Below are 15,665 nucleotides of genomic sequence, written 5' to 3'. Positions count from 1 at the left end.
TAGTTCTTAATCACTCTCATTGTTATCACTTCGCAATCAGCGACAAAAACCACCATTTACGATAAAGTAATGCTTTGTTAATCGTTTAGCGAGAGCACGATGTACGCACAGTATGACGGTTTGATCTTCGATATGGATGGCACCCTGCTGGATACCGAACCCACGCATCGTCAAGCCTGGACCGAGGTCCTGGGCCGCTACGGTATGCGTTTCGACCTGCAGGCGATGATAGCCCTCAACGGATCCCCAACCTGGCGTATTGCGCAGGCCGTGATTGAACTGAATCAGGCCGATCTCGACCCCTACCTGCTCGCGCGCGAAAAAACCGATGCGGTTAAAGCCATACTGTTAGACACCGTACAACCTTTACCCCTTATCGACGTGGTTAAAGCGTGGCACGGACGTCGCCCTATGTCTGTCGGCACGGGCAGCGAGAGCGCGATTGCAGAAGCCTTGCTCAACCATCTTGGCCTGCGCCACTATTTTTCAGCTGTCGTCGCTGCCGATCATGTTAAGCGTCACAAGCCAGCACCGGACACCTTCCTGCTCTGCGCAGAATTAATGGGCGTACCGGCGGCAAAATGCGTCGTGTTTGAGGATGCCGATTTTGGTATCCAGGCCGCACGTGATGCCGGAATGGATGCGGTGGATGTGCGCTTACTGTGAGTGACGCATTGTCACTTGCCTCATTATTCGCCAGCAGTTTTTTAAGCGCCACGCTGTTACCGGGAAATTCGGAAGTGGTGCTGGTGGCGATGTTGTTGTCCGGCGTCAGTCAGCCCTGGCTACTTGTATTAATAGCAACAATGGGTAATAGCCTTGGAGGGCTGACTAACGTTATTCTTGGGCGTTTCTTTCCGCTGCGCAAAACGTCGCGCTGGCAGGAAAAGGCAGTTGGCTGGCTAAAACGCTATGGCGCTGCCACGCTGTTATTAAGCTGGATGCCTGTAATAGGCGATTTACTGTGTCTGCTGGCGGGATGGATGCGCATCTCCTGGGGACCGGTGCTCTTTTTTTTGTGCCTTGGCAAGGCGTTGCGCTATGTTCTCGTGGCGTGGGCAACACTACAGGGTATGACGTGGTGGCACTAATTGGTGGAATGAATACGCGACCTTCAATCGTCAACCATTACAATTATGCTGAGTAACATTACTTTGACAGGCGGGAGGTCAATTTGATCCCGGACGTATCTCAGGCGCTGGCCTGGCTGGAAAACCACCCTCAGGCTCTGAAGGGTATTCAGCGTGGTCTTGAGCGTGAAACGCTGCGCGTTAACGCGGACGGTAGCTTAGCGACGACGGGTCACCCGAAGGCGTTAGGCTCGGCGCTGACACATAAATGGATCACAACCGATTTCGCTGAAGCGCTGCTGGAGTTCATCACGCCGGTGGACGGCGATATTGATCACATGCTGACAATCCTGCGCGATATTCATCGCTATACGGCGCGCAATCTTGGTGACGAGCGTATGTGGCCGCTCAGCATGCCGTGCTATATCGAACAGGGCCAGGAGATTGAGCTGGCGCAGTACGGCACGTCAAATATCGGTCGGCTGAAAACGCTCTATCGCGAAGGTCTGAAAAATCGCTACGGCGCATTGATGCAGACCATCTCTGGCGTGCACTACAATTTCTCGCTGCCGATGGCGTTCTGGCAGGCGAAAGGGGGAGAAACGGACAAAGAAGCGATCTCAGCCGGGTATTTCCGTCTGATCCGCAACTACTACCGTTTCGGCTGGGTGATCCCGTATCTCTTTGGCGCGTCACCTGCCATTTGCTCTTCGTTCCTGCAGGGGAAACCCACCACGCTGCCGTTCGAAAAGACCGAGTGCGGTATGTACTATCTCCCGTACGCGACGTCTCTTCGCATGAGCGATCTGGGCTATACCAATAAATCGCAAAGCAATCTCGGTATTACGTTTAACGAATTGCACGAATATGTGGCAGGATTGAAGCGGGCGATCAAAACCCCGTCGGAAGAGTACGCGAAAATCGGCCTCGAAAAAGACGGCAAACGCCTGCAAATCAACAGCAACGTGTTGCAGATTGAAAATGAACTGTATGCGCCGATTCGTCCTAAGCGCGTGACGCGCAGCGGTGAAACCCCGTCGGATGCGCTACAGCGCGGCGGCATTGAATACATTGAAGTACGTTCGCTGGATATCAACCCGTTCTCACCGATTGGCGTTGATGAGCAGCAGGTTCGCTTCCTGGATCTGTTTATGGTCTGGTGTGCGCTGGCGGATGCGCCGGAAATGAGTGCAGACGAACTGCTTTGCACCCGTACAAACTGGAATCGCGTGATTCTGGAAGGGCGTAAGCCTGGTCTGACGCTGGGTATTGGCTGCGAAACGGCACAGTTCCCGCTGACCAAAGTGGGTAAAGATCTGTTCCGTGACCTGAAGCGTGTTGCCCGGACTCTGGACAGCATTGACGGCGGCGACGCCTACCAACAGATCTGCGACCAGTTGGTAGAGTGCTTCGATAACCCGGAACTGACATTCTCAGCACGCATTCTGCGTTCTATGATTGATCAGGGCATTGGTGGTACCGGGCGTGCACTCTCCGCGGAGTACCGTGAGATGCTGATGCAGGAGCCATTAGAGATCCTGCGCGAAGCGGATTTTGAAGCAGAACGCGATGCGTCCGTGGTGCGTCAGAAAGAAGTTGAAGCGGCGGATATAGAGTCGTTTGAAGCGTTTCTGGCGAAACAGGCTTGAACCAAAAGAAAAAGGCCACATCGCTGTGGCCAAAATATACATCTCTGAATTCAGGGATGATGATAACAAATGCGCGTCTTTCATATACTCAGACGCGTATTGTGTAGAAGAGTTCAGTTTATTTTAAAAAAAATCACTATCGGAGGTGACGTATGCCGTTATTAGATAGCTTTACTGTCGACCATACCCGTATGGAAGCACCTGCAGTCCGCGTGGCAAAGACCATGCACACCCCGCACGGCGACACAATCACCGTCTTCGATCTGCGCTTCTGCGTGCCGAACAAAGAAGTGATGCCAGAGAAAGGCATTCACACGCTGGAGCACCTGTTCGCCGGATTTATGCGCGACCACCTGAACGGTAACGGCGTTGAGATTATCGATATCTCTCCGATGGGCTGCCGTACCGGTTTCTACATGAGCCTGATCGGTCAGCCGGAAGAGAAACGCGTTGCAGACGCGTGGAAAGCAGCCATGGAAGACGTGCTGAAGGTGAAAGAGCAGAACCAGATCCCAGAGCTGAACGTTTACCAGTGCGGGACTTACCAGATGCACTCTCTGGAAGAAGCGCAGGACATCGCTCGTCACATCATCGAGCGTGATGTTCGCGTGAACAGCAACGAAGAGCTGGCCCTGCCGAAAGAAAAACTGCAGGAACTGCACATCTAGTGCACCTTTTCCCTCTCCCACCGGGAGAGGGTAGGGTGAGGGTTGTTTAGCCCATGACCACAACCTCAACGTTCTCCTTTACCCATCGTCCCCTTGTTCCGTTTGCCCATGATTACGTTCATGGCGACAGTGAGCCATGGCACCAGCACGATTGCGCGCAGCTGCTGCACAGCCTGACGGGCGTCGTGCGGGTCGAAACGGCATCTGGCTGTTGGGTGGTGCCCCCCGGTCGCGGCGTCTGGCTTCCTGCGGGGACACAACACGCCCTGCGCATCACCGGTAGCGTAGCGGCGCGAACGCTGTTTATTGATCCACTGGCGCGAGCCGATCTCCCGGCCACGTGCCAGATCGTGCAGATCTCGCCGCTGTTGCGCGAGCTGATCCTCTCCGCCCTCTCACTGCCTGAATCGTACTCACCGGGAAGCCGTGACGAGCGCGTGTATGAACTCATTCTGGATGAACTTCGCATCATGCCGGTGCTGCCGTTTCATCTGCCGGAGCCGGAAAGTGAACCGTTACGACAGCTGTGCCGACAGATCCGTCAGTCGCCAGGAGAGAGCTGGAACAGTCAACAGAGCGCGAGCGCGCTTGGCATGAGCGAGCGCACGCTGAATCGTCATTTTCAGCAGCAGACGGGATTACGCTACAGCGAGTGGGTGAGAAGGGCGCGGCTGCTGGAAGCCTTAGTGCGGCTGGCGCAGGGCCAGCCGGTATTAGGTGTGGCGCTGGATCTGGGTTACGGCAGCCACAGCGCCTTTACGGCCATGTTCCGCCGGGTGATGGGTATCTCACCCAGCGATTATTTTAAGAACGACTGACCGCATTAAAGAGCGCCTGAAGCGATGCGCGTGCAACGTCGCTATCAATGCCTACGCCCCAGCGGCTGGTACCGTCCTGGAACAGACAGCGAATGTATGCCACCGAGCGGCTGTCGCTGCGTTCACCCAGCGTGTGTTCGTGATAATCCTTAATTACAAACGGCGCGTTGATCCAGCGGCTCAGGCCATGAGCGGCAGCGGACAGCAAGCCATTCCCGTGTCCCTCAAGCTGACGCGTCCCCCCCTGCGTTGCGACGCTTGCCGTTAAACGCAACTGGCCATCCTGCTGACTGTCGCTGCGGTACGATTGCAGCGCAAACTGCGGTGTTTCCACCAGACCGTAGCGGGTGCGGAACAGCTGCCACAGTGCATTTTGCGTCATCTCTTTTCCGTGGCGGTCGGTTTCCTGCTGCACGTGCTGGCTGAAATCCTGCTGCAGGGCGCGGGGCAGTTTCAGCCCATGATTTTGCTCGATAAGCCACGCGCTACCGCTTTTCCCTGACTGGCTGTTCACGCGGATCACCGCTTCATAGGTGCAGCCGATATCCTGAGGGTCAACAGGCAGGTAGGGCATCTCCCAGCGCTCGCCAGGCTTGCGGGCATCAAAGCCTTTTTTGATCGCGTCCTGGTGCGAACCGGAGAAGGCGGTGTAGGCCAGCCGTCCTGCCCACGGATGGCGCGGGTGTACCGGCAGCTGGTTGCAGGTTTCCACCACTTCCACCACCCGGTTCATATCGCTAAAGTCCAGGCCGGGGCTAACGCCCTGGCTGTAGAGGTTCATCGCCAGCGTCACCAGGCAGACGTTGCCCGTCCGCTCGCCGTTACCAAACAGACAGCCCTCGACGCGGTCAGCCCCGGCCATGACGGCCAGCTCCGCGCTGGCGACGCCGGTGCCGCGGTCGTTATGCGGATGCACGCTGATGCAGACGTCGGCGCGGCGGCTGAAGTGACGGCAGAAATATTCAATCTGATCGGCATAGACGTTTGGCGTACTGACTTCAACGGTGGCCGGTAAGTTGATGATCATCGGACGCGCATCGCACGGCTGCCAGATCTCTGCCACGGCCTCACAAATTTCCAGCGCAAACTCCGGCTCGGTAAAACAGAAGGTTTCCGGTGAATATTCATACTGCCAGTGGGTATCCGGGTTCTCTTCACACAGCTGACGAATAAGGCGGGTGGAGCGCGTAGCCAGCTCGACGATTTGCGCCTTCTCCATGCCAAACACCAGACGACGGAACAGCGGGGCGGTAGCGTTATAAAGATGTACCGTGGCCTGCTTTGCGCCACGCAGGGACTCAAAGGTGCGGACGATCAGATCTTCCCGCGCCTGCGTGAGCACCTGAATGGTGACGTCATCCGGGATGCGGTTCTCTTCAATCAGCTGGCGAACAAAGTTGAAGTCCGTCTGTGAGGCGGAAGGAAAGGCGACCTCAATCTCCTTAAAGCCGCAGCTCAGCAGAAGTCTCCAAAACTGGAGCTTGCGGGCGCTGTCCATCGGCTCGGCCAGCGCCTGGTTGCCGTCGCGTAAGTCGGTTGAGAGCCAGCGCGGCGCGCGGGTGATGCGCTGCTCCGGCCAGCGGCGATCGGGCAGAGAGAGAGTAGGGTAAGGCGTGTATTTGTCTGCGGGTGTGTTCAGCATGGTGCGCTCCTGTTGTCTTTTCACTATCGTGACGAGATTTCAGGCGCGCTGCTTTATCGGAAATGACAATTGCTATCGCGTTTTGGACAACCGGGCCTGCGGATGGCGGCCCGGTTATCGTAGGCCGGGTAAGGCGTAGCCGCCACCCGGCAACCGCCGCAGAGTACTAGTGCGCGCCACCGCCCCCGCCACCGGCACCAAACGGTGGTCTGGCAAACCACACCAGCCCCAGCAGGACGATGAAGATCCCTGCCGAAATCCAGAAAATCTCGTTGGCCGAGATAATCAGTCCCTGGCTGGTGATCTGCTGGGCAATCCAGCCGGATGCCTGCTGCTCCGTCATCCCCATGCCCTGCAGCTGGCTGTACATCTGCTGGGCATTCGGGTTGTACGGATTCACCGCTTCGGTCAGCTGGGCATGGTGCATCGATTCACGGTTCGTCCACAGGGTGGTGGTGATCGACGTCCCGATGGAGCCCGCCAGCGTTCGGGTGAAGTTCGACAGGCTCGACGCCGCCGCCAGACGCTCGGGGGGTAAGCCGGAGAGCGTGATGGTGGTTAGCGGCATAAAGAAGCACGCGACCGCGAAGCCCTGAATAAACTGCGGCCACGCCGAGGCGCCAAAGTCCATTCCTGGCTCGAAGGTATACGCACGCCAGTAGAAGCACACCGCGTACATGATGAAGCTGAACGTCACCAGACGACGCATGTCGAGCTTATGGGCGAAGCGGCCAATGATCGGCGACAGCAGAACCGGGATCACTCCAACAGGTGCAGACGCCAGCCCCGCCCAGGTTGCGGTATAGCCATACACCTCCTGCAATAGCTGTGGCAGCAGAACAATCGCGCCGAAGTAGAGCATATAGGCGAGGCTGATACACAGACAGCCGATGGTGAAGTTTCGCGACTTAAACAGCGAGAGATCGACTATCGGGTTGTCGTCCGTCAGCTCCCAGACAATCAGGAAGCTGAGCGACACCACCGCGACAATGGTCAGGATGACGATCTCCTGCGAGTTGAACCAGTCGAGCTCTTTACCCCGGTCGAGCATGATCTGCAGGCTACCGATACCCAGGATCAGCAGCGCCAGCCCGATGCTGTCAATACGCCGCTGTTCGGTGCGCGTCTCTCGTCCCCGCAGCGATTGCAGCGTCATTAATACCACGACGGCGCCAATCGGTACGTTGATGAAGAAGATCCAGCCCCAGTGATAGTTATCGCTGATGTATCCGCCGAGAATGGGTCCGCAGATAGGCGCGACGATCACGGTCATTGACCAGAGCGCCAGCGCGACGGAGCGTTTCGCAGGGGGATAGTTGCTCAGTAGCAAACTCTGGGAAAGCGGGATCAGCGGCCCGGCGACAATCCCCTGAATGACGCGGAAGAAAATCAACATCGTCAGGCTGTTTGACATGCCGCATGCCCAGGAGGCCAGCACAAACGCCACCGTAGACCACAGGAACAGCTTCACCTCACCGACGCGCTTTGCCAGCCAGCCGGTGATCGGAATGGAGATGGCGTTTGCCACCCCGAATGAGGTAATGACCCAGGTCCCCTGGCTCAGCGACGAGCCAAGGTTACCGGCGATGGTCGGGATCGCCACGTTTGCGATGGTGGAGTCCAGCACCTGCATGAATGTCGCCAGCGACAGCGCAATGGTCATAATGACCAGCTGCGCGCCTTCCAGCGGTTTTTGCGGCTTTTGCTGTTGCATAACGCTCACCTTCGGATTAACCGGCGTTTGCCTTCACGATGTCATCGATCAGCTTGTTGACCGGATCGAGGCTAATTTCACGGGCGTTACTTTCATAAGCCGGGCTGCTACGCACCTGGCTTGCCAGGATCTGACCGTCGCGGTTCGCGGTGTCAACCGTCACTAGCGTTGAGAGGCCGATACGCAGCGGGTGATCCGCCAGCTGTTTTGCATCAAGTTCAATACGCACAGGCAGACGTTGAACCACTTTGATCCAGTTACCGGTGGCGTTCTGTGCAGGCAGCAGGGAGAAGGCGCTGCCGGTACCCATGTCCAGGCCAACCACTTTCCCGGTGTACTTCACGTCATCGCCGTAGATGTCGCTGACAACCGTCGCGGTCTGGCCGATACGCATATGGGCAAGTTGCGTCTCTTTAAAGTTAGCGTCTACCCACAGATTGTCTGCCGGAACGACCGCCATCAGCGGCGTGGTCGGGCTGATCTGCGCCCCCGGCTGAACGGAACGGCGGGAGACATAGCCGGTCATCGGGCTGACGATTTTGGTACGCTGCAGGGCTAGCCATGCGTTACGCACTTCAGTCGCCGCCTGCTGCACGGCGGGCTGGTTTTCAAGGCTGGTGCCCAGCACCATTGCCTGGTTGGCATTGTACTGTTGAATCGCCACATCCAGCTGCGCCTGAGCGCTGGCAACGGCATCGCGGGCGTGTTGCAGCTCTTCACGGCCAATCAGGTTGGCGGTACCGAGCGGTACGCGGCGGTTGAGATCGCTCTGCGCCTGTGCGAGTGCAGTTTTCTGCACGTCGATATTGGCCTGCAGCTGTTTGCTGTTGATCATCAGCTGGCGGGTCTGACGAACGCTGGAGGCCAGCGCGGTCTGGGCTTTCTCAAATGCCTGCTGCGCGTCAGTCGGATCGAGGGTAACCAACACATCGCCTTTTTGCACAAAGTCGGTATTGTCAGCCCAGACTTTCGTCACGCTGCCCGACACCTGCGCCATAATCTGTACCTGGTTCCCTGCCACGTAGGCGTCGTCTGTCTCTTCAGCATGACGCAATACTAAAAACCAATAGATCCCATATGCCACGGCAATAATAATAAAGAGCAAGGTCAACAGAAGAAGGGCACTTTTACGTTTGCCTTTCTTGTTGGCCGGTTGCTGCGGGTTAGTGCTCTCCGCATTTGCGCTCATTGTTGTTCTCCACGATCTTCTTATTTTCACATCGGCTGAGCCGACCTGTTGTCAGAAAGGCCAGCAGTGTGACGTGCTGGCCTGTCGGTTTTCTTATGAATCTGGATTGTTGAGCGTGTCGTCGCGTTAGCGCAGCGCCTCAAGAATGGCGCCATCTTCATCCATCTGATCCAGACGGGTGAGCAGCTTGCGCGTGATGTGCTCAAGCTGGTCGCGCTCGGCGGTGCTGAGGGCAGACCAGAGTTTGTGCAGGCAATTGTGCTGAGGTGGCAGTACCTCACGCAGGAATTCGTGACCTTTGTCGGTCAGTTGCAGATGCAGGCAACGACGATCATTGTCGCTTTCACGGCGTTCAATCCAGCCGCGCTTTTCCAGCTCATCGGCAATACGGGTTGCGTTGGTACGGGAAGAGCCCAGCGCGCAGCTCAGCTCAGAAGGCTGAATACTGTGGTTTTCCTGAGACTCCAGCGTAATCAACGCCATAAACAACGTCTCGTTAATCCCTTGAGCTTTCAGCATCTTATTACGGTTTTCCAGAAGCTTACCCTGCATGTGCATGCACAGGCGAGTCAGCAGGATTTCCTGATACGGGAAGTCCTCATGGCGACTGGCGCGGAATTTAAGCATTTGTTCAATGGGCGTAAACGAACTATCCATTTGGGCATAACCTCATTAATTACAGCCGATATAGTAACGACAGTGACAAATAATGTAAATGAATTATTTGTGCGGTTATATCCGCCAAATGAATGTCACCGTCAGAAAGCGCCGGGTAAGTCCGTGACCCGGTGAGCACAGAAAGAGTAGGGTGTGAACCCGTAGAAGAGAGGATGTGAGGACGGGGGTCTGAACTATTCATGCCAATTGTAGATATGTCACCCACATTAAAATTTCTGGGATAAATGATTACGTTTACATTAACAGACTGCAGGGCCCCTTTATACCCTAAGAGGCCCAAAGCAATGTAAAACTTAGTGAATCGCCTCCTGGCGATGGTAGCCGCGCCACCATACAAGAAGGTTGAGCGCGGCAACGATGGCCCCAATCCCACACACGCCCGACCAGCCGGCATGCTGCCACGCCGACGCTGAAATTAATGAACCGGCAGCACCACCAATGAAGTAGCTGGTCATGTATCCGGCGGTGAGGCGATTACGCGCTTCGGGTTTCACGCGATAAATCACGGTCTGATTAGTAATGTGGACACCCTGTACGGTGAGGTCGAGTACCAGAATACCGACGATCAGCGCCAGCACCGAGACGTGTCCATACCAGATCGCCGCCCAGGAGAGCAGGAGCAAAACCAGCCCGGCGGTGGTGGTCAAATGTGATTTGCCTTTGTCGGCCAGCCCACCCGCCGGACGCGCGCCCAGCGCGCCCGCAGCACCGGCCAGGCCGAACAGACCAATGACGCCTTCAGAATAGTTAAACGGCGGTGCCGCGAGCAGAAACGCCATTGAGGTCCAGAGAATACTGAAGTTGGCGAAGGTCAAACATCCCAGCAGGGCGCGGGTGCGCAGGAGTTTATCCTGAGTGAACAGGCTGAACACGGAGGCCAGAAGCTGCGGATAGTTAAGATGGTTCTCTTGCTTCACCTTCGGCAGGCCGCGCCACAGCGCCAGCGCCATCACCACCATTAACACGCTCGCCACCCAATAAACGGTGCGCCAGCCGCCGAGGCTTGCCAGTAGTCCTGCCACGGTACGCGCCAGCAAAATCCCCAGCAGCAGGCCGCTCATGATGGTGCCCACTACCTTGCCACGTTTGTCCGGTGAGGCCAGCGTCGCGGCGAGGGGTACCAGGATTTGCGCGACGACGGAGAACAGCCCGGTCAGCGCGGTACCGACGATCATCATCGTCAGCGACTGGCTGCTGGCGGTGATCAGCATGCCACCTGCCGCCAGCAGCGTCATCGAAACAATCAGCATCCGGCGTTCAAACATATCGCCAAGCGGCACCAGGAACAGCAACCCGGCGGCGTAGCCGAGCTGTGCCGCCGTCACGATGAAGCCAGCGGAACTGGCAGAAAGGTTGAACGCGCGGGCGATGGTGTCGAGAAGGGGTTGCGCGTAATAGTTGCTGGCGACGGCCAGACCCGTTGCCACGGACATTAAAAGGATAAGTGCGGGGCTAAGCCCTGGAGTTGTTTTTGTCATGAGTTTCAGGAATCGTTCGTTAAGTGATTATTTTTCCGGAAACCATAATAGCGAATGATTGTTAAGGTGGGGGGATTGTTGGGTGATGGATTGTGCGGTTTAGGGGGATCGTGCGGTCTGGTGCCCCCTCACCCCGGCCCACTCCCTAAAGGGGAGAGGGTTAGGGTGAGGGGTAAGGCTTTGTGCTTTACTTCTGCGCCGCAAGCGCCTCTTTCACCCAGCCGTCAAACTGCTGCTGGTGGGCTTTGATCCAGCCGTCGACGTGACCTTTGACATCCGCTTCAGACGATTTGCCCGCATGCATCATGGCGTTCTGAGCATTGATATCCGCCAGTGGCAGTTTCATTACCGAGAACAATTTTGCTGCCGCCGGGTTTTTCTCGGCCCACGCTTTGTTCGCCACAATGTGCATGGTATTCACCGGGAAGCCATAGTTCATGCCGTTCGGCAGTTTGGTGTCGATATCCTTCTGCTCGCCCGGCAGGGAGGAGAATGGCACCTGCAGCCACACCACGTCTTTACCCGGCTTCAGCACGTCGCTCACCCAGTACGGCGTCCAGGTGTAGTAGATCACCGGTTTACCCTCTTTGAAGCGGGCAATGGTGTCGGCCATCATCGCCGAATAGTTGCCGTGGCTGACATCAACCGTCTTCGCCAGGTCATAGGCTTTGTTCTGGTGATTAATCACCGCTTCACAGCCCCAGCCCGGAGAGCAACCCATCATGTCTGCTTTACCGTCACCGTTGGTGTCGAACAGTTTGGCGATCTTCGGATCTTTCAGCTGTTCAATATTGGTGATGTGGTACTTATCGGCGGTTTTCTTGTCGATCAGATAGCCCTGCGCTGCACCGGTTACGAAGGTGCCTTCACGATAGAATTTCTTGTCGCCACCGGCGGCGGCATACATATCGTCGTGCAGCGGCTGCCAGTTCACCGCGGTAAAGGTGGCATCACCGGAGGCAATCGAGGTATAGCCCACGTTGTAATCCACTTCGCTCGGCGTGTTGACCGTGTAGCCCAGTTTTTCCAGGGCTCGGCTGACGATGAGCGTCTGGAAGCTCTCTTCCGAAATGGTGCTCTGCACCGGCTGCACGGTGATGCCTTTACCCGGCAGGTCAGCTGCAAACGTGCTGGTGGAGACAAGGGTGGCAAACGCTGTGGCAAAAAGTACGTTATGTCGCATCGTTGTTCCTTATTTTGATTTCGTGAAAGGGCGGGTGAATAACCCGACAGGGCCGGTGGTATACCAGCGACGGTTGCCGCGACTGCGTGAATCACGACCGACAGCCTGTGTCAGGCGGTCAAGAATAATGGCGAGGATCACAATGCCCACGCCGCCGACGGTAGCCAGCCCCATGTCGAGACGGCCAATACCGCGCAGCACCATCTGGCCCAGACCGCCCACGGCGATCATTGAGGCAATGACCACCATCGACAGCGCCAGCATCAGCGTCTGGTTAACGCCTGCCATGATGGTCGGCATCGCCAGCGGGAGCTGGACCTTAAACAGCATCTGACGCGGGCTGGCACCAAACGAGCGTGACGCTTCGATCAGATCGGCCGGCACCTGGTTAATGCCCAGAATGGTCAGACGAATAATCGGCGGCAGGGCGAAGATAATGGTTACCACCACGCCCGGCACGTTACCGATACCGAACAGCATTACGATAGGCACCAGATAGACGAATGCCGGTGTGGTCTGCATCGCATCCAGCAGCGGACGAATGATCTTCGCCGCCCGCGGGCTACGTGCCAGCCAGATCCCCATCGGCAGGCCGATGACAATACAGAAGAGCAGGGCGGTCAGCACCAGTGCCAGGGTGATCATCGCCTGCGACCAGGCGCCAATGGCGCCAATGGCAATCAGCGAAATCAGCGTGGCGATCCCCATTCCTGCGCTACCGAACTGCCAGGCGATCAGCGAGAACAAAACGATCGCGACCGGCGCTGGCATACCGAGCATCAGCTGCTGGAAGCCGTTGAGGATGTAATCCACCGGGACGCGGATCCCCTGAAAGAGCGGACGAAAATGCGTTACTACCCAGTCGATCCCCTCCGTGACCCAGCTATCGAGTGGGATCAGCGTTTTATGGAACGGATCCATAATGTTGAAGTGTTCTGTCGCAGGCGCAGGTGCGCTGTTGAGCCAGTCCGCCGCGCCACCGCCATCGGCAGGTGCTGGCGTGGAGCCCCACGCATCGGCAGATTGCGCAGCGCTGTCCGCTGCTTCAGTGGTGCCCCACGGGTTAGATTGATCGGTCATTGTTTGCTCCCTCGCGATCTAAAGCCTGCAGCAACATGCGTTTTGAGATGATGCCGACGTACTGTTGTTCTTCCCCGACGACCGGAACGGCACACGGTGCCTGGCCGACGTGGGAGAGCAACTCGCTGAGCGGCGTTTCGGCGTCCACGGCAAGGGGAGCGTCAATTAACGCCGCATCGATTCCCTGATTTTCGCTAAGGGCGGTTTTCAGGGAGTCGATGGAGACAATGCCGACAAATTTATTGCCGCGTTCAACCAGATAACCGTATTCACGGTCTTCGTCCTGCAGAAGCTTAAGCGCGGAGCGTGGGCCGAAACCTGGCGTTTTACGGATAATGCCGTTTGGCGTTCGACGGGCAATATCTTTCGCGCTAAACACATGGCTAATATCCACGCCGCGGAAGAAGGTACGCACGTAATCATTTGCCGGATTATTCAGTATTTCATCCGGCGTGCCGACCTGCACCACCTCACCATTTTGCATAATCGCAATGCGGTCGCCAATACGCATGGCTTCATCTAAATCATGGGAAATAAAGACAATGGTTCGCTGATGTTTTGCCTGTAATTTTACCAGCTCATCCTGCATCTCGGTGCGAATTAACGGGTCGAGCGCGGAGAAGGCTTCATCCATTAATAATATGTCTGGATTAATGGCTAATGCGCGGGCTAAACCCACACGCTGGCGCATCCCGCCGGAAAGTTCATCCGGCCAGGCGTGAGCATAATTTTCGAGCCCAACCTGACGCAGCGCATCAAGCGCTTTTTCCTGACGTTCTTGCGCAGCAACGCCCGCTAATTCCATACCGAAAGCTGCATTATCCAGCACCGTCATATGCGGCATTAGCGCGAATGACTGGAACACCATTGCAATCTTCTTTCTGCGCACCTCGCGGAGCTCTGCGTCTGATATTCTGGCGATATCCACGCCGTCAATCAGCACCTGTCCGCGGGTGGGTTCAATCAGGCGATTGAGAAGGCGAACCATAGTGGATTTACCCGAACCGGATAACCCCATGATGACAAAAATCTCGCCTTCTTCAATGGCCAGACTGGCGTCTTTAACGCCAAGCGATAGCCCGGTTTTTTCCAGAATTTGCTCTTTCGTAAGGCCTTTTTCAATATATTTGAATGCGCGCTGTGGATGCTCGCCAAATACTTTATAAAGATTTTTCACTTCTAATTTAATTGCCATGCAATAGAGAGTGTCCTGTTATTTGTTTATGCCAATATGATTACCATGGTAAATTGTTAACGGGCATAACCCTAACATACTGAGAATCTGAGACAACCCTGCGTTTGCTTATGGTGGGGATTTTCAGGTAAGCGAAACGGCTGAATTTCCCATGAGTAAAGGGCTGAGCGTCATTTGAGTTTTTCTTAAATTTTTGCTGCTGCATCGGGGAATTTCGCCTGAATCGGTGTGATTCAGGCGAATATGACGGAGGAATTACAGTGTAGTTCCCAAGGAAATATTCTGGTAGAAATAAAGGGATTTATATTTAATTAATGAACGTTAATTCACTCATTAAAAATCCCAGTCTTCGTCTTTCGTCTCCACCGCTTTGCCCATCACATACGATGAACCGGACCCGGAGAAGAAATCGTGGTTTTCGTCGGCATTAGGCGACAGCGCCGCCAGAATTGCCGGATTCACTTCCGCCATCTCCGGCGGAAACAGCGCCTCGTAACCAAGGTTCATCAGCGCCTTGTTGGCGTTGTAGCAGAGGAACGCTTTGACGTCTTCTTCCCAGCCCGTTCCGGCGTACAGCTCTTCGGTATAGCTCAGCTCGTTATCGTACAGATCCATCAGCAAATCGAGCGCAAACCCTTTTAGTTCATCGCGTTTTTCCGTACTGATTTTCTCCAGACCTTTCTGGTATTTATAGCCGATGTAATACCCGTGCACCGCTTCATCCCGAATGATGAGCCGAATCAGGTCGGCGGTGTTGGTGAGCTTGCCCCGGCTCGACCAGTACATTGGCAGCCAGAAGCCGGAGTAGAAGAGGAAGGATTCCAGAAACACGCTGGCGACCTTCTTTTTCAGCGGCTCGTCGGCCCGATAATACTCAAGCACCAGCGCAGCCTTGCGCTGCAATGACGCGCTCTCTTCACTCCAGGCGTAAGCCGCATCCACGTCTTTGGTCTGGCACAGCGTGGAAAAAATCGAGCTGTAAGAGCGGGCGTGCACCGCCTCCATAAAGCTGATGTTCGACATCACCGCCTCTTCATGCGGTGTCAGCGCGTCAGCCATCAACGCCGGGGCACCAACGGTGTTCTGGATGGTGTCCAGGAGCGTCAGCCCGGTAAAGACGCGGATCGTCAATTGTTGCTCGGCGTGGCTCAGGGTTTGCCAGGCCGGAATATCATTGGAGAGCGGGACTTTTTCCGGCAGCCAGAAGTTGCTGGTCAGGCGGTTCCATACCTCCAGATCTTTATCGTCCTGGATTTTGTTCCAGTTAACGGCATTCACGCGTGACAGTTTCATCCTTTCTC

14 protein-coding genes are annotated in these 15,665 nt (G+C 56.0%); 5 read left to right on the top strand and 9 right to left on the bottom strand.

Annotated features, from left to right (window positions below):
- Positions 1-99 precede the first annotated feature (99 nt).
- The 5 genes from yqaB to G0034_RS17815 all read left to right on the top strand — a co-directional run bounded on the left by yqaB (position 100) and on the right by G0034_RS17815 (position 4,205).
- Positions 100-666, top strand: coding sequence for a fructose-1-phosphate/6-phosphogluconate phosphatase (gene yqaB / locus G0034_RS17835; protein WP_014884975.1), 567 nt, complete (start codon positions 100-102; stop codon positions 664-666).
- Positions 663-1,091 (top strand): YqaA family protein, encoded by a 429-nt coding sequence (locus G0034_RS17830; protein ID WP_014884974.1) that lies wholly within the window; start codon positions 663-665, stop codon positions 1,089-1,091. Before yqaB ends, G0034_RS17830 begins: the two co-directional genes overlap by 4 nt.
- Positions 1,092-1,174: 83 nt before the next feature.
- Positions 1,175-2,719: a glutamate--cysteine ligase gene (gene gshA / locus G0034_RS17825; protein WP_063666951.1), complete on the top strand. Its 1,545-nt coding sequence runs from the start codon at positions 1,175-1,177 to the stop codon at positions 2,717-2,719.
- A gap of 152 nt (positions 2,720-2,871) precedes the next feature.
- A complete protein-coding gene (luxS, locus tag G0034_RS17820) occupies positions 2,872-3,387 on the top strand; it encodes an S-ribosylhomocysteine lyase (protein ID WP_014884972.1) in 516 nt (171 codons plus the stop codon).
- A 53-nt stretch (positions 3,388-3,440) separates the two neighbouring features.
- Positions 3,441-4,205 (top strand): AraC family transcriptional regulator, encoded by a 765-nt coding sequence (locus tag G0034_RS17815; RefSeq protein WP_014884971.1) that lies wholly within the window; start codon positions 3,441-3,443, stop codon positions 4,203-4,205.
- On the opposite strand, the gene leuA is transcribed toward G0034_RS17815, so the two are convergent.
- The 9 genes from leuA to nrdF form a co-directional block, all read right to left on the bottom strand.
- Entirely contained in the window at positions 4,192-5,847 is a 1,656-nt protein-coding gene (leuA, locus tag G0034_RS17810; protein WP_179121149.1) for a 2-isopropylmalate synthase, read from the bottom strand. The genes G0034_RS17815 and leuA overlap by 14 nt on opposite strands.
- A 166-nt stretch (positions 5,848-6,013) precedes the next feature.
- Positions 6,014-7,561 carry a multidrug efflux MFS transporter permease subunit EmrB gene (gene emrB / locus G0034_RS17805; protein WP_014884969.1) on the bottom strand — a complete coding sequence of 516 codons (1,548 nt, stop codon included), beginning with the start codon at positions 7,559-7,561 and terminating at the stop codon, positions 6,014-6,016.
- A gap of 16 nt (positions 7,562-7,577) precedes the next feature.
- Positions 7,578-8,750, bottom strand: coding sequence for a multidrug efflux MFS transporter periplasmic adaptor subunit EmrA (gene emrA, locus G0034_RS17800; RefSeq protein ID WP_014884968.1), 1,173 nt, complete (start codon positions 8,748-8,750; stop codon positions 7,578-7,580).
- A 126-nt stretch (positions 8,751-8,876) separates the two neighbouring features.
- The gene (gene mprA / locus G0034_RS17795) at positions 8,877-9,407 is read right to left on the bottom strand and encodes a transcriptional repressor MprA (protein ID WP_014884967.1); all 531 of its coding nucleotides are present in this window, start codon (positions 9,405-9,407) and stop codon (positions 8,877-8,879) included.
- A gap of 314 nt (positions 9,408-9,721) precedes the next feature.
- A complete protein-coding gene (locus tag G0034_RS17790) occupies positions 9,722-10,906 on the bottom strand; it encodes an MFS transporter (RefSeq protein WP_014884966.1) in 1,185 nt (394 codons plus the stop codon).
- Positions 10,907-11,093: 187 nt separating this feature from the next.
- Positions 11,094-12,089: a glycine betaine/L-proline ABC transporter substrate-binding protein ProX gene (gene proX / locus G0034_RS17785; protein WP_023331143.1), complete on the bottom strand. Its 996-nt coding sequence runs from the start codon at positions 12,087-12,089 to the stop codon at positions 11,094-11,096.
- A gap of 9 nt (positions 12,090-12,098) precedes the next feature.
- Positions 12,099-13,169: a glycine betaine/L-proline ABC transporter permease ProW gene (gene proW, locus G0034_RS17780; protein WP_047625798.1), complete on the bottom strand. Its 1,071-nt coding sequence runs from the start codon at positions 13,167-13,169 to the stop codon at positions 12,099-12,101.
- Entirely contained in the window at positions 13,153-14,364 is a 1,212-nt protein-coding gene (proV, locus tag G0034_RS17775) for a glycine betaine/L-proline ABC transporter ATP-binding protein ProV (protein ID WP_045134074.1), read from the bottom strand. Before proV ends, proW begins: the two co-directional genes overlap by 17 nt.
- Before the next feature lie 333 nt (positions 14,365-14,697).
- Positions 14,698-15,657 (bottom strand): class 1b ribonucleoside-diphosphate reductase subunit beta, encoded by a 960-nt coding sequence (nrdF, locus tag G0034_RS17770; protein ID WP_014884962.1) that lies wholly within the window; start codon positions 15,655-15,657, stop codon positions 14,698-14,700.
- Positions 15,658-15,665 lie beyond the last annotated feature (8 nt).

It is taken from the genome of Enterobacter sp. T2, from assembly GCF_010692925.1.
In the GTDB taxonomy this organism is placed as follows: Bacteria; Pseudomonadota; Gammaproteobacteria; order Enterobacterales; family Enterobacteriaceae; genus Enterobacter; species Enterobacter kobei.
The sequence above is the reverse complement of the archived record's forward strand: the minus strand, read 5'-3'. Positions and strand labels throughout refer to the sequence as shown.

Bases quoted from the DNA above. Each gene is read 5' to 3' on its own strand.
- yqaB (WP_014884975.1), top strand. From the start codon at position 100: ATGTACGCACAGTATGACGGTTTGATCTTCGATATGGATGGCACCCTG.
- luxS (WP_014884972.1), top strand. From the start codon at position 2,872: ATGCCGTTATTAGATAGCTTTACTGTCGACCATACCCGTATGGAAGCA.
- G0034_RS17815 (WP_014884971.1), top strand. From the start codon at position 3,441: ATGACCACAACCTCAACGTTCTCCTTTACCCATCGTCCCCTTGTTCCG.
- leuA (WP_179121149.1), bottom strand. From the start codon at position 5,847: ATGCTGAACACACCCGCAGACAAATACACGCCTTACCCTACTCTCTCT.
- emrB (WP_014884969.1), bottom strand. From the start codon at position 7,561: ATGCAACAGCAAAAGCCGCAAAAACCGCTGGAAGGCGCGCAGCTGGTC.
- emrA (WP_014884968.1), bottom strand. From the start codon at position 8,750: ATGAGCGCAAATGCGGAGAGCACTAACCCGCAGCAACCGGCCAACAAG.
- mprA (WP_014884967.1), bottom strand. From the start codon at position 9,407: ATGGATAGTTCGTTTACGCCCATTGAACAAATGCTTAAATTCCGCGCC.
- G0034_RS17790 (WP_014884966.1), bottom strand. From the start codon at position 10,906: ATGACAAAAACAACTCCAGGGCTTAGCCCCGCACTTATCCTTTTAATG.
- proX (WP_023331143.1), bottom strand. From the start codon at position 12,089: ATGCGACATAACGTACTTTTTGCCACAGCGTTTGCCACCCTTGTCTCC.
- proW (WP_047625798.1), bottom strand. From the start codon at position 13,169: ATGACCGATCAATCTAACCCGTGGGGCACCACTGAAGCAGCGGACAGC.
- proV (WP_045134074.1), bottom strand. From the start codon at position 14,364: ATGGCAATTAAATTAGAAGTGAAAAATCTTTATAAAGTATTTGGCGAG.
- nrdF (WP_014884962.1), bottom strand. From the start codon at position 15,657: ATGAAACTGTCACGCGTGAATGCCGTTAACTGGAACAAAATCCAGGAC.